We start from the raw sequence: 17,952 nt of genomic DNA on the forward strand, positions 1-17,952 counted from the left end.
CATGAAAGAGGTAGGATGGATGAAAAAACATTCCAATGAGAAGGATGAACTTACGGACAAACGGCGCTTCAGTTACCGAATGAACGTATTTTTCTTCGCTTCCTTTGTTATTTTTAGCGTTATTATTGTACGCTTGGCCTTTTTGCAATTCGTGGAAGGGCCGGAGCTTAGTCAGGAAGAAGCCAGTAACATTACCAAGGATGTACCACTTCCTCCTGTGAGAGGCACGATCTATGATTCCACAGGTGAAGTGAAGCTGGCTTATTCCAAGCCCATTCAGTCGCTATACTTGACGCTGTATAAAAACTATGGGGATGTTGATGGGAAACCAAATCCTAACATAGGGGAAGTGCAGGATATTGCAACCCGGTTGCATGATGTATTTGAACAGTACAAGCTGAAGGATTCAGAGTCACTTACAGTGGAGAAAATTATTGAAGAGATGGACTTGAACTCCCGCAAAGCGAACGGTTTTATGCCGCGTCTGATCAAGAGTGATCTGTCCGAGGGAGAAGTCGCTTATTTCCTGCAACATAAGGATGAGTTCAAAGGTATTCAGATCGTCGAGGAGAGTGTACGATTCTACGATCCGGATACGGTAGCGGTTCAGACCATCGGTTATCTGAAGAAGTTCAGAAGTTCGAAGTCCTTGGATAAATACAAAGAGGTGGACGAGGCCAATAAAACGCAAACGGATCCGGGCCTGGTGTATACGGAGAATGAATTTGTAGGCTTTGATGGACTGGAACTGCAATATCAGGATGCTCTCCGCGGCAAAAGCGGATATACATCCGTTGATGTTGATTTGCGTAATTTGCCTGAAGGTGTAGCAGGTTCTACCCCGCCGCAGAAAGGTTACGACCTGATTTCCAGCATTAACAAGAACGTTCAGATGAAAACAGAACAGGCCATTCTGGATCAGTTGAGTTGGCTTCATCGGAACCCAGTGTCGGGTAAATTACACTCGAACGCCAAAACAGGCTTTGCGGTTGCTATGGAAGTGGATACTGGGAAAATTGTTTCTGCGGCCAGTATGCCGGATTATGATACTAACGTATGGAGAACTGGCGGTATAAGCACGGAAGATTACGATAAAATAAAATATATCTATCAAAATGGTACTATTCGTGGATTCCCGCCAGACGATTCAGGTAAACGGGCGGAATCTGTTGTATTGCTTGGTTCCACAATTAAACCGCTCAGTGTATTGATCGGTTTGAAAGAAGGTTTCTTCACTACAAATACCGTATATTCGGATAGAGGTTCAACGACCTTTGGTGGAGACAATCGCAGAGTGCAGAACTCATCAGGGCATGTGTATGGTGCAATGTATCCTCGTGATGCGATTCGTCATTCCTCGAACGTGTTCATGATTGACGAAATTGGTAAAAAGCTTTATTCCAAGTATGGTGCAAAGGGTGTCGACGTGTGGGACGAATACATGGAGAAATTTGGGTTAGGTATCTCCACAGGTGTTGACCTGCCTAATGAATATCTTGGGCGCAAAGAATATGGTCCGGACAGTATCGAGAGTTCTTTGACCAAGCTGGTGTATGCCTCCTTTGGTCAGCAAGGGAAATATACAGCGATGCAGCTTGCTCAGTACACGACGATGCTGGCGAATAAAGGTAAACGTATGGAGCCACAACTGGTTAGGGAGTTCCGTGATTCGGAAGGCAATGTGGTCGAGAAGGTAAAACCGAAGGTACTCAGCACGGTAGAGTTTAACGACGCCTACTGGAATGAAGTGCAACGAGGCATGGCCACCGAAGTTTCGGCATTTAGTGGATTCCCTTATGACTTTGCCAGAAAAACAGGAACATCGACACAGGTAGTAGGTGGAAAACCCGTTGATAACGGGGTATTTATCGCCTATGCTCCACGTAATAATCCAAAGCTTGCTGTCGCTGTGGTTATTCCCGAAGGGGGCTTTGGTTCGAGCAGTGCGGCTCCGGTTGCACGTGCGATCTTCGATGCCTATGACGAGGAATTCGGTCTCGACGGTGTACCGAAGAAAGACAAAAATAAAGATTCAGATTCGGAATCAGGCACACAGTGATGTGAGGCATTGGTTACAGAGGGGACCCTTCGTGGGTCCTCTTTTTTGTTTTACGTGGAGAATGATCGTAAGAGTGAACTAATTAGTTGCATTAATATGTAACCATATGAGCTGTATCACGTTTATATAAGGGAAGGGTAAACGCGATCTGGAGAACGGGACAACGTTGATATGTCAGTGTTTACATTGAAATCGGTAGATGGGGTAGTGCAACGTTTCTGTTTACGAAAATGTAACCAAAAATTGAAAGACGTGACAGCTAACCTTTGGTAGACTTGTATGAGAAAGGATTAAATATTGGATTGAACACGTTCACAATACGGATTACATATTTTATTTTTATAGAGGAACGGGAGAGGCTTAAAACATGTTTAACCGATTGAGGAAGAAACCCATGACTGAGGAAGATACACCCGTCAACAAGCCTTCCACCGCAAGGCTGAATCTGTTTTTTTTCGCGGCATTTGTCATATTCAGTATCCTTATTTTCAGGTTGGCCTTTGTGCAGTTTGTAGAAGGTCCTGAACTGACGTATATGGAAACGAGTCGTAATACCAAAGACATTCCACTCGCACCTGTTCGTGGTCCCATCTATGATGCGACAGGGGAAGTCGCGCTGGCTTATTCCGAACCTGTACAGTCCCTGTATGTGCTGTTATATGAGGATTATCGGAACGATGAACGTAGACAGGAAGCAGAGGAACTGGCTCATGATCTGGCGGCTGTGTTTAAGCAGTTTAATCCAGGGGACAAAGAGCAGCCGGATGCGGAAGAGATCATCAAACGATTGGATCTGGATTACCAGAAAACGTTTGGATATGTGCCGCGGCTGGTGAAGTCGGATCTATCGACCAAAGAAATTGCCTTTTTCATGGAGAAAAAAGCGGATTATCCGGGCGTTATGGTGCTGGAAGAAAACATAAGAAAATATGACCCGGATGGCGTAGCGGTTCAGGTTGTGGGTTACACCAGAGAGTTCAAACGTGCACCAGATTCCATTGCCAAATATAAGGCCATCCGTGAAGGGGCAAGTACCCAGCGTGATCCAGGGCTTGTCTATCATGAAGAAGAGAAGGTTGGGTTCGATGGGCTTGAGCTGCAATACCAGGAAGAACTCCGTGGACGAAGCGGATATCAGTCCATTGATATTGACGCACGTAATCTGCCAGATGGAACGATGTTACAAACACCACCGGAGAAAGGCTACAGTCTGGTTTCCACCATTAACAAGGAAATTCAGATGGCCACACAAGAAGCAATAACGGACGAATTGCGAAGACTCCCTAAGGCAATTACCGGATACGCAGTAGCCATGGAAGTGGATACGGGGAATGTGGTGGCTATGGCGAGTATGCCGGATTATGATCCGAACGATTGGGATTATGACAAAATCAAATATGTGTTCCGGAATGGAACCACCGAGTCGTTCCCACCGAATGATGACAAGCCTAGTCGGGCGGAATCCGTTGTACTTCTTGGATCAGTAATCAAGCCGCTAAGTGTGCTTATTGGATTAAAAGAGGGATTATTTACACCAGGAGAGACCTATCACGATCAGGGATATGCGGTTTTGGGGAAAGACGGACGACAAGTGAAGAACTCGCATTCTGCTTATAATGGTTCTATTACGGCGAGAAGAGCGATTGAGAAATCCTCCAATGCCTTCATGATTGATATGGTGGGTAAACGTTTGTTACGTAATTATGGCTCAGAGAAAGGCATCGATGTCTGGCACAAACACATGCAGGAATTTGGCTTGGGTGTGTCCACTGGTGTAGATCTGCCTAATGAATTTCTGGGTAGGCTAGAATATAAAAATAAAGACGAATCAGCTCTAACACGTTTGGCGTTTGCCTCATTTGGACAACAAGCCAAGTACACCACCATGCAACTCGCCCAATACACGACCATGCTTGCCAATAAGGGCAAGCGGATGGAACCACATCTGGTGAAGGAAATCCGTGATGCGGACGGCAATGTGGTGAAAGAGATCAAACCTAAGGTGCTCAATGAAGTTGATTTTGCCGATGCGTACTGGAATGAAGTTCATAAAGGAATGGTTACCAAAGTAAGTTCATTTGACGGTTTCCCATACGATTATGCTCGGAAAACAGGAACATCAGAGCAGGGGACCGGACCGAACAAGAAAGAGAATGGTGTATTTATAGCCTTTGCACCACGGGACAATCCGAAGCTTGCTGTCGCTGTCGTTGTACCGGAAGGTGGGTTCGGGTCAGTCAGTGCCTCGCCGATTGCACGGAAAATTTTCGATGCATACGATGAAGTGTATGGTCTAGATGGAACGCCGAAAGGTAAGAAAGACGAAGGAAAAGACAACCAGTAATGTATAAGAAATGCGGCAGGTGTAGCTCGTTTAACATCATATCTAACAGGTTAATGATGTGAACAACATATGAATTTGGACAGGCAAGGGGAAATAAGCCCTTGCCTTTTTTTTTGGCTTCGGATAAAATTTGCACAAGGGAAACATTATTAGTCTTGATTAAAACTTAATACCTTGTACAACAAAATTAGATGTAGACAAGTATTTTAGGAGAGGGAAAGGGGACGGTTGAATTGTTAATGGTGAAAATGAGGAGTATCCAGAGGGGGTTCATTACGCTAGCGGCTCTGGTTCTGGTTATTGTACTTACGGCATGTTCCAGTGGTGCAGAGACGAGCAGTGGTGGCAAGCTACAAGTAACCGCTACAACGGGAATGATCGCTGACGTAGCACGTGAGGTAGGCGGGGCATATGTTGATGTTACCGGGCTAATGGGCCCGGGAGTTGACCCCCATTTGTACAAGGCATCCCAAGGTGATATTCGCAAACTGGAACAAGCAAAAGTCATTTTCTATAATGGACTGCATCTCGAAGGCAAAATGACAGACATTTTGGAGAAAATGTCCTCAAGCAAGCTGGTTACTGCTGTTACAGAGACTATTCCAGTCGAGGAGTTACACTCAGGCAAAGATACAGGCGGTACCGAATATGACCCACACGTCTGGTTTAACGTCAGCCACTGGATGCATGCGGCAGAAGCCGTACGCGATACGCTCGTGGAGGCGGACCCGGACCATGCGGAAGAATACAAAGCTCAGGCAGAGGCGTATCTGGCGAAGCTCGAAGCACTGGATGCCGAGGTCCGTGAGAAGATTCTGGAGATTCCGGAAGCAAGCCGGGTATTGGTTACGGCGCATGATGCATTTGGATATTTCGGTCAGGCTTATGGCATGAAAGTGATGGGGCTTCAGGGGATCAGTACAGCAGCTGAATATGGTGCAAAAGATGTTAGCGAACTGCGGGATTATCTCGTAGATAACCATATCAAAGCAGTATTTGTTGAATCGAGTGTGCCTGCAAAAGCGATGGAAGCCATCATTGCCGGAGCAGCTCAAAAAGGACATACGGTCAGCATTGGTGGAGAACTGTTCTCGGATGCCATGGGGGCTGAGGGAACGGAAGAAGGCACATACATCGGTATGATTCGCCACAATGTTGAGACGATTGTAGAAGCTCTGAAATAATGACCATGAAGAGAGGAGTTACAGGATTATGGAAGATACAACTTTATTGGAACAAACTCCTACGAAACTGAACAATAGTCACTTGCAGGGAACGCAGCCAACATCGGCTCCTCTTAGTGTGAGGGATCTGGCTGTTGCGTATCACAAAAAGCCGGTGCTTAGCAGCGTATCCTTCGATATTCCGGAAGGACAGCTCATCGGTATTCTTGGCCCAAATGGCGCAGGGAAATCAACACTGATCAAAGCTGTTCTGGGACTGGTACCGAAGATGCATGGAGAGGTACGGATCTTCGGACAATCGTACCGGGAACAACGTCGCCGCATCGGTTATGTGCCACAACGGGAATCGGTGGACTGGGATTTCCCTACGCATGCGCTTGATGTGGTGATGATGGGACGGTATGGTCATCTGGGCTGGTTCCGTCGTCCGGGGAAAAAGGAGCGGGACCTGGCGGCACACTGCCTGGAGCAAGTTGGCATGGGCGATTACATGTACCGCCAGATCAGTCAGCTGTCCGGTGGACAGCAGCAACGTGTCTTTCTGGCGCGGGCACTCGTGCAAGACGCAGATCTGTATTTCATGGATGAGCCATTTGCAGGTGTCGATGCCACCACAGAGAAAGCGATCATTTCGCTTTTGGAACAGTTGAAGAAACAAGGCAAGACGGTACTGGTTGTTCACCATGATCTGGCGACAGTCGAGGAATACTTCGACCATGTGCTGCTGCTCAATGGACGACTGGTGGCAGGTGGACCAACAAGTGAAGTATTTGTACCGGATACACTGCAAGAGACGTACGGAGGCCGGATTGCGATGATCGGAAGCCGGACGGAGAAAGGCCAGGTGTAGTACATGTGGAACTGGATCGTTGCCATCTTATCTGACCCCAATACACGTTGGATATTGCTTGGCTGTCTGTTATTAGGATTCAGTAGTGGAATTATTGGCTCCTTCACCTTTCTTCGTAAACAGAGCCTAATGGGAGACACACTTGCTCATGCTGCTCTGCCTGGGATCTGTATTGCATTTATGTTGACGGAAACGAAGTCTGTAGGCTTATTCCTGTTCGGTGCTCTGGTGGCCGGTATTGTCGCTACCTTCGGAATCTCGTGGATTACACGCTACTCCCGAATCAAGCAGGATGCGGCGATGGGAATTGTGCTGACTGTATTTTTCGGGATTGGTGTAGTGATGCTGACGCGCATCCAGCATGGGGCGAGCGGAAGTCAAAGCGGACTCGATAAATATTTGTTTGGGCAGGCGGCATCCATGGTCATGACGGATGTGTATGTTATGGGTGGCGTATGTCTTGTATTACTGATTGCCTGTCTTGCCTGGTTCAAGGAATTCAAACTGGTGAGTTTTGACCCGGGATTTGCACGTGGTATGGGTCTGCCAGTTGCCATGTTAGAGCAGCTCATCCTGCTCTTGACGGTAATCGCGGTGGTGGCCGGAATACAAGCCGTTGGTGTCGTGCTTGTTGCGGCCTTGCTGGTAACCCCAGCAGCAGCGGCACGTTGCTGGACCGACTCACTTGCACTGATGGTGGTATTGGCAGGCATATTTGGTGCACTGAGTGGTGCAACAGGCACGATCTTCAGTACGCTTGTACCTAATCTGCCGACAGGACCTGTAACCGTTCTTGCGGCTACAGTGTTGTTTGCCGGGTCAGCCTTGCTTGCTCCGCGTCGTGGATTATTAGCTCGACGGTTGCGTAGTATTCAGGCGAAGTCCGCATATATGCGTGAAGAGCGAGCTACACTTCACACTCTCGCTGTACAGCGAAATCAGCAGGAACGGAGGGAGGTGTAATGGCAACGTTTTGGATTATCTTGACGGCCGTATTGGTATCTTCCGCCTGCGCCATCCTCGGTTGTTTTCTGATTCTGCGGCGAATGGCTCTGGTCGGTGATGCGATCAGCCATGCGGTTCTCCCCGGTATTGCGATTGCTTTCCTGTGGAGCGGTTCCAGGGATTCATTGTGGATGCTACTTGGTGCAACGGTGTTTGGACTACTGACGGTGTTCTTCATACAGAGTTTGCAGGCGGGAGGACTCTCGTCTGATGCCTCAATCGGAATTGTGTTTACTGCACTCTTCGCAGTAGGTGTCATTCTGATTAGTCTGAACGCCCAGCATATTGATCTGGATCTGGACTGTGTTTTGTTCGGTGAGATCGCTTATGTACAGTGGGATACACTAACCCTTGGAGGTACGGATGTCGGGCCGAGGGCGGTCTGGATGCTGGGTATTACTTTGCTAGTCATCCTTGTCGTCATTGGGCTGTTTTACAAACAGTTTAAGCTGTGTGCCTTCGATCCGGCGCTGGCTGCGGCTTGCGGCATTCCAGTAGTGCTGTTCCACTATCTGCTCATGGGACTCGTTTCGATGACGTCCGTAGCTTCATTTGAAAGTGTTGGTTCGATTCTCGTGGTGGGTATGCTGATTGTACCTGCGGCGACGGCTTATCTGCTCACAGATCGTCTGGGAAAAATGATTCTGTATGCCGTCCTGATCGGAGCAGCATCCTCGGTTGGAGGTTACATCATGGCATACGCCCTGGATGCTTCCATCGCGGGCTGCATGGTAGCTGTTGCTGGAATTTTATTTGTTCTTGCACTGCTGCTGTCACCGAAACACGGCATCATATTCCGATACGCTCGTCGCAAATTCGCGGCACGTTAATTCATAGAGATTGTTAGCCGCCTGCTTTGCAGGCGGTTTTTTTGATTGGACTGTAAACGAAGAAAAATTCAATAGCAGCCCCTCCTGCTGGAGTGAGCTGCTATTGGGATGCCTAAAGTTGAAATGAGGTAGAAGAATATAACAATCCTTACGGTTTCAAAGGCACCCGATGAACCCCTTGGCTTCCTCCCGGTGCGGTTCCGAGATATAAATATTTCCCTTGGCTTTCGGCCGTGGTGATGCCATACAATGTTCCTTCCGGATCATGCCAACTACTAATAAGCTCTCCTTCTGGTCCATATTCTGCAACAAGTCCGTGTTTCACCGGGGCACTGGCTCCATTTAACAAGGACTGTGGAACTTTGGACATCGTCGCTGCTAACCAAGGGTGACTATGCATGTAATCGGCAAAAGACAGACGGGTTGTGAATACCCCTACCCAGAAGTGTCCCTGTGCGTCACGGGTGATATTGTCCGGAAACCCAGCCAGATTCTCCGCAAAAATATCAGAGGTGCCTTGTTTGGGGCCTTTTAACCAGTACCGGGTCAACTGATAATGATACGATTCTGCGACTAGCACGAAGTCTTCTTCGGCAGACAGTACGACCCCATTGGCAAAATATAAATCCTTAAGCAGAACGGTCGTCTGCTTGGTCAGTGGATCATATTTCAACAATCGTCCATGCGGTTTATTCTCGGCAATTTCTTTGAACATGACTTTGCCATAGTTAGAGGTATCGGAGAAATAAATCGATCCGTCTTGCGCGATGTCCAGTTCGTTCGCCAGGTAGATCGGCCCCCCATCTACTTCAGTGGTTAGTACTTCGATGTTTCCGTTCGGGTCAATGGACAGGAGCCCTTTCTGAATATCCGCCACAATCAAATTTCCGGCAGCATCAAATTTCAGGCCGTTAGGTGTTCCGTGGGTATCGGCGAATACCTCTGCTGGCTGTGCCTTGTCCTCGGCGTCAAAGGTTACTCTGTAGATTTTGCCGTCGGAGTCACCCGCATACAGTCGCCCTTCTTTATCAAAAGTGATAAATTCCGGGAACTTCGCGCGGTCTGTAACCAATTCAGCGGAGCTAAGTTTGTTGTTCTCTTTCCAGGGACCCTCCTTCTCAAAAGAAGGAGCAGTAGGTGCAGACCAAACAGCGGGTTCTACCGGGGCGGGCATTAGCAGGAATACAATGATTCCCAGCACAATTACCCCTAGCAGGGTCAGGCTCCATCTACGAATTTGTTGACCAGTGGATCGTTTGCGTTGTTTTTGTTCTGTTGACATATTAATCCTCCTAATAATGTTTCTGTTGTCGTTTTTCATAGCGTGCAGTTAACTGCCACTACATGTTCCGGTGTGTCCTTCGTACCGACAGAGGCGTTATCCCCCTGTACTACTCACGTTGAGAGAGTTATCTCCGTCGAGCCTGGCACAGAAATAGAAATTGCACGCGACGGTTACGATTCTTCCACCCAAAGAGCATTAAATAATACGTCGTTTTTTTAAAGAAACAATGTTACCTTAAACTCCAAAAAAATAATGAAAATTTAAAAAATGAGCATGAGACCATTTTTGGTAACACTGTTTCTTATAAGAATCATAGTAACCAAAAGAAAACAATTGTGTCAAATTATTTTTTTATCAGGATGACTTCATTGACAACTTTTCTGCAAATGGTTAGAATGCCTGTTAGAAGTCGGAAACTTTGTTTCCGGTCAGAAACGTGATAACTAAATGAAGGTGATCCTTATCAGTAACGAAGACAAGCCCTCACCATCCAAGGGGCGGGCATTAAAAACATATCAGCAAGCTCGCCTCCAAAACACGGAAAATCTCCGTAAGCTTGTGGTTGATGCGGCAGCAGCCCTTTTGCAGGAAGAAGGGCCGGAGGCTGTTACTGTACGCAGAGTATCGCAAAAGATGGGCTGCTCTACCAAGATCATTTACAGTTTGTTTGTTAATAAAGAGGGTCTGGCCCAGCAGTTGTATCTGGAGGGCTGCAAATTGCTCGCCAAGTGTTTGGAAGAAGTGCCGCCGTCCTCTGACTTCTTGCATCATTTACTGGATTTGGGGGAAGCCTTCTGGCAGTTTGCGCAGAATTATACCAGCTACTACAAGCTGATGTTCGGAGGGGCTTTTGCCGAGTTTAAGCCGGATGCAGAGAGTATGCAGGGAACGATGACTGCCATACACCGCTTGCTGATTCTAATTAGCACTGCCCAGAAGCAAGGACAGATTTCGGACCAGGAAGAGACCGAAACTCTTGTCAGTACTATATGGGCATCGCTGCACGGTGTAATCCACCTGCATATGGGCGGGTTCCTTGGTGATGTAAAGGCAGCCCATAACGTATATAAACAAGCTATGAATTTGATGTCCCAATCCTTGTTTGCAGTATCCAAACCAGACAGAGGAGCGGACAGGGGATAATTATATTTAATCTTGGCTACGGGTTAGGCTGGAAAACAGGCAGAGTGACAAAGGTTAAGCTAAAAGCGGTTCATCCTGTAGGAGGTGGATCGTTTTTTTATTTAGGAAATTATACATTACATAAAATGTAATAACTTCGAAGTGTAATCCTGAGCGGGTTATTTTGTTGCATACAGATGATCTGTGGTAAAATGTCGTTAGCTGTGACGTCCGGAGCGTCCGTTTTTACGGATGCCGGGCGATCTTGTTGTGAAAGAATGTTTAAAATAGATAAAGAGAACCTTTAAGTTGAACTGGAGATACATTGGGTACGGAGAGGGCAGAAAGGACCTAGAGAAGGGATATTTGTTTATGAATTTACTTCTTGATGTTAGGTGTTATGAGCTTTAGATACAAAGGTGATGTAGTGAAGGGGGCGGAATCGATCTGAAGAAGCGATAGCATTCGCCTGAAAGCTTTCTGCAAGAAAGCTGCTTCGAAAGCATACGCTGTCTCCGAATTTCTAACCTTTAAGAAGAGAGAATCTAGAGAATTCGGAGACAACAGCGATCGGAAGATGATCCGTACACGTAACGGTTACCTCGTATAATCTCAATACACTAAAGAAAAAGGTAATTCTAAAACAAAGATACTACCACTCGAAAGGTTTTCTGCCCGCGTAATGCCCCTGATGGATATCCATGAGTTCAACTTGGAGAGAGAGACAACCTAGGAGGAACTACTGTATGAGTGAACTGAAATACAAATTGCTTGCATTGGATATGGATGGAACATTGCTTAACGATAATCATGAAATTACACAGGAGACCGCCAAGTGGATTCAGATTGCCATTCGTCGGGGTGTACATGTGTGCCTTTCAACGGGAAGAGCCGTATTCCACGCGATGCCTTATGCGGTTCAACTTGGACTGGAGACACCAATGGTTACCGTTAACGGTAGTGAGGTCTGGAAAGCTCCGCATGATCTGCATATGCGTCATCTGATGGACCCGGCATTGATTCGCAAAATGCAGGAAATTGGTGAGAAATATAACAGCTGGTACTGGGCATACTCCGTGGAAGAGCTGTTCAACCGTGATCGCTGGACGGACAATATTGAAGGTCTGGAATGGTTGAAATTCGGCTTTAATACCGAAGTGGATGAAGTGCGTCACCAGATTATGATGGAACTGCAACAAATGGGTGGTCTGCAAATGACAAATTCCTCACCCGTTAATATTGAGATCAACCCTGCTGGCGTATCCAAAGCTAGTGGTGTAGCGGAAGTCTGCAAACTGCTGGGTATCGAGATGTCCGAAGTTGTTGCTGTCGGAGACAGTCTGAATGATCTGGCTGTCATTGAGGCCGTGGGTCTGGGTGTAGCAATGGGCAATGCGCAAGAGCAGGTGAAGGAAGCGGCTGATCTGATCGTAGCGAGTAACAATGAAGACGGCATCGTCGAAGTGATCCGTGAACATATTTTGAAGGGGGAGTAAACCTTTGCTCGCAACCATTGCCTGGATTTTAATTGTGCTGCTGTTTGCAGTGGGGATGGCTGGAACGGTATATCCCATACTGCCTGGTGCTGTAGCGATTTTCTTCGCGTTTCTGGTCTACGGCTGGTTCTTCAGCTTTGATCCGTTTGGTGTGTGGTTCTGGATCATCCAGATTCTGATTGTTGTTGTGTTGTTTGTGGCTGATTATGTCGTCAGCGCATGGGGTGTGAAAAAGTTCGGTGGCTCCAAATTATCGACCACGCTGAGTACCATTGGTGTTATCATTGGCCCATTTGTCATTCCGGCATTCGGACTGGTATTGGGACCATTTATCGGTGCTTTTATCGGGGAACTGATCGGAGGGTCTTCACCTTCCAAAGCGTCGAAAGTTGGATTTGGTTCGGTCGTGGGGTTATTTACGAGTACTGTGATGAAAATTATTTTGCAAATCGTCATGATTGTTCTCTTTATTATCTGGGTGGTAAGATTCGCCTAAACGTTCAGGATTAGCTTCAACGGGATGCACGTCCGGTGTGGAGGAAAGAAGGGGAATTGGTTTGTCTAAGAAAGAAACATTCATTAGGGGTACGCTCATTCTGGCGGCAGCTGCGCTGATCGCGAGGGTACTCGGATTGGTTCAACGGGTGCCGCTGGAGCATATCCTTGGAGATGTCGGTAACGCATCGTTTACGATCTCCAATACGGTATATTTAATGTTGTTAACTGTAGCAACGGCGGGCATACCGAGTACACTTAGTAAAATGGTATCGGAACGCTATGCGCTCGGACGCGCGGGTGAAGCTCAACAGATCTACCGTGCAGCCCTGATCTTTGCGGCTGTTGCCGGGGTAGTCATGTCTGCTTTATTATGGTTCGCGGCACCTTATTATGCCACGTATGTCTCCAAAGTACCTGCATCGGTCAGCGCCATTCGCGCCTTGGCTCCAGCCTTGTTGCTCTTCCCGGCCATTGCGATGATGCGTGGATATTTCCAAGGACGCGGCAACATGACAGCGGGTGGCATTTCACAGATTGTGGAACAGTTCGCCCGTGTAGGTACAGCCATTATCGTGGCTTATGTCATGCTGCAATGGAATTATGATGACCAAACAATTGCTGCGGGTGCCTCATTTGGTGGGGTATTAGGAAGTGTGGGTGCCTTTGGTGTCATGCTGTACTTCACCTTGAAGTTGCGTCGTAGCGACCGCGCGGCCCAATTGAATTACGAACGTGCAGAGCAGTTACCGATGCGAGGCATCTACAGTGATATCTTCAAGCTGTCTATTCCAATTGTGTTGTCCTCACTTGCAGTTCCAGCCATTAACTTCATCGATTCATCCCTTGTGGTACCACTGCTTAGTGGCCAGATCGGACTCGAAGAAGCGACTGGTGTACTTGCGATTCTGGGTGCGAAAGCCCAAAGTATTGCGGGTATTCCTCCGATTCTGGCTATCGCTTTGAGTCAATCGTTGGTGCCTGTCATATCGGCAGCATTTGCCCGCAAGGATGAAGCGCATCTGAAGAGTCAGGTTACACTTGCGTTGCGTATTTCAATTCTGACAGGTATGCCGATTGTCATTGCACTTTGTGCAGCTGCGTATTCGGTCAACGGATTGCTGTTTACCAATCTGGATGGAACGCCGATCATTGCCTTGTTAACATTCGGTACCATTTTCCAGATTACGATGATGACCACCAACTCCATTTTACTCGGGGTAGGGAAACCACGGATTACAATGATCAGTGTCGCAGCAGGTGTTGTGATCAAACTGATTGCAAGTCTGATCCTTGCGCCGATCTTTGGCATTTACGGCATTATTATTGCAACGGCCCTTTGTTTCCTGGTCATCACGTACCTGAATCTGCGGGTCCTTCGCAAAATCGTTGATTTCTCCATCATGGGAGATCGTTGGAAAGGGTTTATCATTACAGTGTTGCTTGCAGCAGGTGTAGGATTTGCAACGAACTGGATTGGGAATACGATCTTTGGACTGTTCCTGCCAGCGCGTGTATCCTTCTTGTTTACCTGCCTTGTGGTTGGTGTGCTTGTGGTGGTGGTGTATCTGGTTCTCATGGTTGTGCTGCGTGTACTGCGCAAGGACGAGCTGGGCAGTTACCCCCGTATTCTGCAAAAAATTCTTCGTCCACTTATGCGTCTTCAACGTGGAGCTGGGCAAAGAGGTTAAAAATACAAAGTGCATTATTCAAGCATTAATATTTTGTGAAAATAGGATATAAGCTCATGGATAAAAGCTCTGTCTGCTGTTAAGCGGACAGGGCTTTTTGTATAGATAAAGCGAGCTGATTGAATGAGCTCGAGATTAGCCCCGTAAGCAAGGATTAGCGGTATATCGGGGTATCCACATCATCCGTCTTTGACTGCTCTATATGATCTTTAGCATTAGTGCGTGATTGCTTTAGCATCATGAGCCAGTGCTGTTTTCAGCATGCCATACCGGTGTTCGTGACTCATCTCAAACAGCCATGGGCGGCGGGGTGCCGTCAGATAACCGAGACTATCCCGAGTCTGAAGCCAGTCCTGTCTGGTGATCGGTTCATAAGGGGTGTCCCCCCATACGGAGAGCAGCTCCGGACTATATAATCGCTGCCCTTCTGGAAGCCATTCCTCATCCAGTAACGCCTGAGCGTATAATGTATGTTCATCCGCCTCGTCTTCATGATTGGTAAACAGGCCAGGCCAATATTCAGCGCGCGAGCCACGATGGGGAACCAAACGTGCGAACTCCAACACTTGTGTGTGTACTTGCTCCACGCCAAACAACAAGGCATATAGGCCTTTGCCAAACATAATTCGCTCATCCAACTTGCCAAAATGTTCAATGACGCGTCCTGCGAGTCCTGCTCCCCGTCCAAGAGGAAAGACGATATGATTCAGACCGGCCAGATTATGCAGATGGAATGCGGGTTTGGAAAGTACTTCTTTTTGAAAATAAGGGTGCTGCACCACCCGGCTCTCGATATAGTTCTGCTCATTAATAATTAATGCCACACTAAGCAGTGAACTGCACCGTTCCAGCCAAAAGCGTTCCCAAAACGGCGTCATAAACGCCGATACGTGAAAGTGCGATAAGAGATGGAAACAGCTTCGTCCGATCCGGCGACTGTTCATATACAGCAAAAGCTGGGGATATGCATCTTGGAAAATGAGTGCATTGCATCGCTCCAGCAGCCGATACATATGCTCGCGAGCGCTTTGATTCTGTAGATTATGCATTAAGTCACTTTGAAGATCTGTCATGTGATATCCGCCGTTGCGAGAGACCATATGGGCCAGCAGTGCCCAATGCAGTTCGGGATATTGCTCATAACATTCCAGATAGGCTGCCGTGCGGGTGATATTACTCCGATTATGCTCCTGGGTCAGTGTCTTAATCTCTTCCAGAATGATGCAATCTTCTTCGCAGACGAGTGCGCTTTGAACCTGGTCCGTGCGTGCAAAAGATTTGCCGCTGGCAGGTAACAAACGCTCCACCTCAGACTGTAAGGCAGCTGCCGTATCGGTATCCCACTCAATGTCACGCAATGGGTGACGAAGCTGTGCTGAAGCTTGCCATGCCGCTTGTTTGCCACGCCAGATTTCACGGGCAGCACCCGGAATGGAACGGACAATCTGCAGAAGGGATCCGTGATGCTGTTCGCTGGAAGAATCGGTTCTGGTGGAAGTCATGATGTGACATCCTTTCATGATGTTCTGGGTTTAAATTCACAGACCATGTGGTTTATTCTAAGTATGCGCTGATTATTTGACTTCCACTCGCCAATTTGCTTCACTTAGGGTAAGACAAGGTACAGAAAGGGAGATGAACCGAATGGAACAGATTACTTCCAAACCGGCTTTTGATGTAGCTATCCAATCCCCACGTTTGACGATTGCCGTATTCAAGGCAGACTGGTGTGGCGACTGCAAATACATCGATCCGTTTATGCCTGAGGTTGAAGAGAAATATGCACGTGAACTGACTTTGATTGAGGTCGACGTGGATCAGGTTGGAACTGTTAGTGAAGAGCAGAATATTCTTGGCATTCCAAGCTTTGTGGCGTATTCAGATGGCCGCGAACTCATACGGTATGTGAACAAGCTTCGCAAGTCAAGAGAAGAGATTGAGCAGTTCCTGGATCGCTCAGTTGAGGTGTACAACACGATCCATAAATGATGTTATACAAGTTCAAATGATGAATATTCACACAGACACTCCGATGACAGAATAACCTTTTGATCGCTGTTATCCCCAGATTTCTTTGATCCCTTTTATTAGGGGGAAATCCGGGGATAAAGGCGAACGCTTCGCTTCTTCAGGCTATTTCTGTCCTCTCCGTTATTGTGTAAATGTTTCATTGAACTTATATAAATGTATGACAGGTTCATGTTGTTAAAGGGTATACTAGATGAAACGCCATTTCTCTTGAAATAGGGAAATGGCGTTTGTGTGTTCAGGATTCTGTTTAAGACCCAATTCAACTGGCATATCCCTCAATTACATAACTCCAATGACCTGTGGGTCATTAATTCACCAGACGTTAACATTTTGTCACAAAGCGCGACGTCAATGAACATTTTATCCGGTATAATGAATTTAGTTGTGAAATAAGTGTCAAAGTACCGAAACAAGCGGAGAATATTCTTCGCCATCTTAAACCAACAGCGGGTGAGAAAAAATTGAAACACTTAACTTTGTTTAAATGGTTAACCGTATTAACCTGTCTTGTCATGTTTCTGGCCACTTTTGGTGGAGGCATCGTAACCAAAACGGAATCAGGCCTTGGCTGCGGAACAGAATGGCCTTTATGTAACGGAAAACTCGTTCCGGCACATACCGTGGCTTCACTTATTGAATATTCCCATCGCGCTGTAAGCGCACTGGCTGGATTGTTGTCCATTGCCTCGTTTGTTGCTTTTCTGCAGTTCGGCAAGTCACGCCGTGACCTGCAATTGTTTTCTTTCTTAACTCTGGTATTTGTTATCGTCCAGGGAATCATGGGGGCTTTTGCCGTTGTCTTCTCCCAATCTTCAGCAGTCATGGCACTTCATTTCGGCTTTGCACTGATTGCTTTTGCCAGTTCCCTAATGATGGCGCTGGGCATAAGGCAGGAGGCCAAAGATGGCGGATTGGAGCGCCTGAATAAATACCCTCGGGTTAGCAAAAAATTCAGGAATTTGGTCTGGTTCTCCACCATATACACATATCTCGTGGTATACACGGGTGCATTTGTGAGCCACACGGATTCTGCCGGCGGATGTTCCGGATTTCCGCTCTGTAACGGGCAGATTATTCCTGAGCTTTCGGGTGGGGTAGCGGTTGCTTTTGCTCACCGTGCAGCAGCAGCGTCGCTCGTCATTGTTATTGCAATTCTGGGTCATTTCGCTTACCGTAATCATCCGGACAACAAGGAAATGCGTACCCTTGGCGTGGTATCCGTTGTTCTCATCCTGATGCAAGTAGTCATTGGTATTTTCATGATGGTGACAATGAACCGTCCGGAAGTATACATGTTTGTAGCTCTCGCTCATATGCTGGATATCGCCATATTATTCGGAGTTTTAACGTATATGAGTTTCCTGGTGTACAAGCTGCATCGCCCGGCTAATCGTTTCTAAGATATAGATCCATTCTTTATCCAAAGGTACTTGGGCTAAATATGAAAGTCCACCATCCATTGATGTACATCATTGGACAGGTGGACTTTGTTTGATGTCAGGGGGATCAGGGCAACCTATGGCAAGCAGCAATTACACGGAATGGATGATGTGTTACGTT

Annotated in this window: 14 protein-coding genes; 12 read left to right on the forward strand and 2 right to left on the reverse strand. The window is 47.2% G+C overall.

The window, feature by feature from the left end:
- Nucleotides 1-19 precede the first annotated feature (19 nt).
- The 6 genes from QF049_RS28565 to QF049_RS28590 all read left to right on the forward strand — a co-directional run bounded on the left by QF049_RS28565 (nucleotide 20) and on the right by QF049_RS28590 (nucleotide 8,272).
- Nucleotides 20-2,059 carry a peptidoglycan D,D-transpeptidase FtsI family protein gene (locus QF049_RS28565; RefSeq protein ID WP_307542262.1) on the forward strand — a complete coding sequence of 680 codons (2,040 nt, stop codon included), beginning with the start codon at nucleotides 20-22 and terminating at the stop codon, nucleotides 2,057-2,059.
- Nucleotides 2,060-2,453: 394 nt separating this feature from the next.
- Nucleotides 2,454-4,403: a peptidoglycan D,D-transpeptidase FtsI family protein gene (locus QF049_RS28570; protein WP_307542264.1), complete on the forward strand. Its 1,950-nt coding sequence runs from the start codon at nucleotides 2,454-2,456 to the stop codon at nucleotides 4,401-4,403.
- 239 nt (nucleotides 4,404-4,642) lie between these two features.
- Complete coding sequence (locus QF049_RS28575; protein ID WP_307542266.1) at nucleotides 4,643-5,587, forward strand: metal ABC transporter solute-binding protein, Zn/Mn family; 945 nt, start codon at nucleotides 4,643-4,645, stop codon at nucleotides 5,585-5,587.
- A 28-nt stretch (nucleotides 5,588-5,615) separates the two neighbouring features.
- A complete protein-coding gene (locus QF049_RS28580; protein WP_244898219.1) occupies nucleotides 5,616-6,437 on the forward strand; it encodes a metal ABC transporter ATP-binding protein in 822 nt (273 codons plus the stop codon).
- 3 nt (nucleotides 6,438-6,440) lie between these two features.
- The gene (locus QF049_RS28585; RefSeq protein ID WP_307542269.1) at nucleotides 6,441-7,400 is read left to right on the forward strand and encodes a metal ABC transporter permease; all 960 of its coding nucleotides are present in this window, start codon (nucleotides 6,441-6,443) and stop codon (nucleotides 7,398-7,400) included.
- Nucleotides 7,400-8,272, forward strand: coding sequence for a metal ABC transporter permease (locus tag QF049_RS28590; RefSeq protein ID WP_036673312.1), 873 nt, complete (start codon nucleotides 7,400-7,402; stop codon nucleotides 8,270-8,272). Before QF049_RS28585 ends, QF049_RS28590 begins: the two co-directional genes overlap by 1 nt.
- A 148-nt stretch (nucleotides 8,273-8,420) precedes the next feature.
- On the opposite strand, the gene QF049_RS28595 is transcribed toward QF049_RS28590, so the two are convergent.
- The gene (locus tag QF049_RS28595; RefSeq protein WP_307542272.1) at nucleotides 8,421-9,554 is read right to left on the reverse strand and encodes an SMP-30/gluconolactonase/LRE family protein; all 1,134 of its coding nucleotides are present in this window, start codon (nucleotides 9,552-9,554) and stop codon (nucleotides 8,421-8,423) included.
- Nucleotides 9,555-10,004: 450 nt separating this feature from the next.
- Here QF049_RS28595 and QF049_RS28600 point away from each other — a divergent pair, with 450 nt between their 5' ends.
- From QF049_RS28600 to QF049_RS28615, 4 genes are all read left to right on the forward strand, one after another.
- Nucleotides 10,005-10,700, forward strand: coding sequence for a TetR/AcrR family transcriptional regulator (locus QF049_RS28600; RefSeq protein WP_307542274.1), 696 nt, complete (start codon nucleotides 10,005-10,007; stop codon nucleotides 10,698-10,700).
- Between the two features lie 725 nt (nucleotides 10,701-11,425).
- A complete protein-coding gene (locus QF049_RS28605; RefSeq protein ID WP_047841303.1) occupies nucleotides 11,426-12,175 on the forward strand; it encodes a Cof-type HAD-IIB family hydrolase in 750 nt (249 codons plus the stop codon).
- A gap of 55 nt (nucleotides 12,176-12,230) precedes the next feature.
- Complete coding sequence (locus QF049_RS28610; RefSeq protein ID WP_047841365.1) at nucleotides 12,231-12,671, forward strand: DUF456 domain-containing protein; 441 nt, start codon at nucleotides 12,231-12,233, stop codon at nucleotides 12,669-12,671.
- 61 nt (nucleotides 12,672-12,732) lie between these two features.
- Nucleotides 12,733-14,361, forward strand: coding sequence for a putative polysaccharide biosynthesis protein (locus tag QF049_RS28615; RefSeq protein WP_307542276.1), 1,629 nt, complete (start codon nucleotides 12,733-12,735; stop codon nucleotides 14,359-14,361).
- A gap of 215 nt (nucleotides 14,362-14,576) precedes the next feature.
- Here the strand turns inward: QF049_RS28615 and QF049_RS28620 are convergent, their stop codons facing one another.
- Nucleotides 14,577-15,863, reverse strand: a complete 1,287-nt coding sequence (locus QF049_RS28620) for a DUF2515 family protein (protein ID WP_307542278.1) — start codon at nucleotides 15,861-15,863, stop codon at nucleotides 14,577-14,579.
- A gap of 142 nt (nucleotides 15,864-16,005) precedes the next feature.
- On the opposite strand from QF049_RS28620, the gene QF049_RS28625 reads away from it, so the two are divergent.
- Both QF049_RS28625 and QF049_RS28630 read left to right on the forward strand, forming a co-directional pair.
- Nucleotides 16,006-16,350: a thioredoxin family protein gene (locus QF049_RS28625; protein ID WP_307542279.1), complete on the forward strand. Its 345-nt coding sequence runs from the start codon at nucleotides 16,006-16,008 to the stop codon at nucleotides 16,348-16,350.
- Between the two features lie 503 nt (nucleotides 16,351-16,853).
- Nucleotides 16,854-17,792: a COX15/CtaA family protein gene (locus QF049_RS28630; RefSeq protein WP_091020806.1), complete on the forward strand. Its 939-nt coding sequence runs from the start codon at nucleotides 16,854-16,856 to the stop codon at nucleotides 17,790-17,792.
- Nucleotides 17,793-17,952 lie beyond the last annotated feature (160 nt).

The sequence above is a fragment of the Paenibacillus sp. W4I10 genome, from assembly GCF_030816325.1.
Classification (GTDB): domain Bacteria; phylum Bacillota; class Bacilli; order Paenibacillales; family Paenibacillaceae; genus Paenibacillus; species Paenibacillus amylolyticus_B.

Excerpts from the sequence above, each read along its gene's own strand:
- QF049_RS28625 (WP_307542279.1), top strand. The coding sequence starts at position 16,006 with ATGGAACAGATTACTTCCAAACCGGCTTTTGATGTAGCTATCCAATCC.
- QF049_RS28590 (WP_036673312.1), top strand. The coding sequence starts at position 7,400 with ATGGCAACGTTTTGGATTATCTTGACGGCCGTATTGGTATCTTCCGCC.
- QF049_RS28580 (WP_244898219.1), top strand. The coding sequence starts at position 5,616 with ATGGAAGATACAACTTTATTGGAACAAACTCCTACGAAACTGAACAAT.
- QF049_RS28585 (WP_307542269.1), top strand. The coding sequence starts at position 6,441 with ATGTGGAACTGGATCGTTGCCATCTTATCTGACCCCAATACACGTTGG.
- QF049_RS28600 (WP_307542274.1), top strand. The coding sequence starts at position 10,005 with ATGAAGGTGATCCTTATCAGTAACGAAGACAAGCCCTCACCATCCAAG.
- QF049_RS28575 (WP_307542266.1), top strand. The coding sequence starts at position 4,643 with ATGGTGAAAATGAGGAGTATCCAGAGGGGGTTCATTACGCTAGCGGCT.
- QF049_RS28595 (WP_307542272.1), bottom strand. The coding sequence starts at position 9,554 with ATGTCAACAGAACAAAAACAACGCAAACGATCCACTGGTCAACAAATT.
- QF049_RS28610 (WP_047841365.1), top strand. The coding sequence starts at position 12,231 with ATGGCTGGAACGGTATATCCCATACTGCCTGGTGCTGTAGCGATTTTC.
- QF049_RS28605 (WP_047841303.1), top strand. The coding sequence starts at position 11,426 with ATGAGTGAACTGAAATACAAATTGCTTGCATTGGATATGGATGGAACA.
- QF049_RS28570 (WP_307542264.1), top strand. The coding sequence starts at position 2,454 with ATGACTGAGGAAGATACACCCGTCAACAAGCCTTCCACCGCAAGGCTG.
- QF049_RS28620 (WP_307542278.1), bottom strand. The coding sequence starts at position 15,863 with ATGACTTCCACCAGAACCGATTCTTCCAGCGAACAGCATCACGGATCC.
- QF049_RS28565 (WP_307542262.1), top strand. The coding sequence starts at position 20 with ATGAAAAAACATTCCAATGAGAAGGATGAACTTACGGACAAACGGCGC.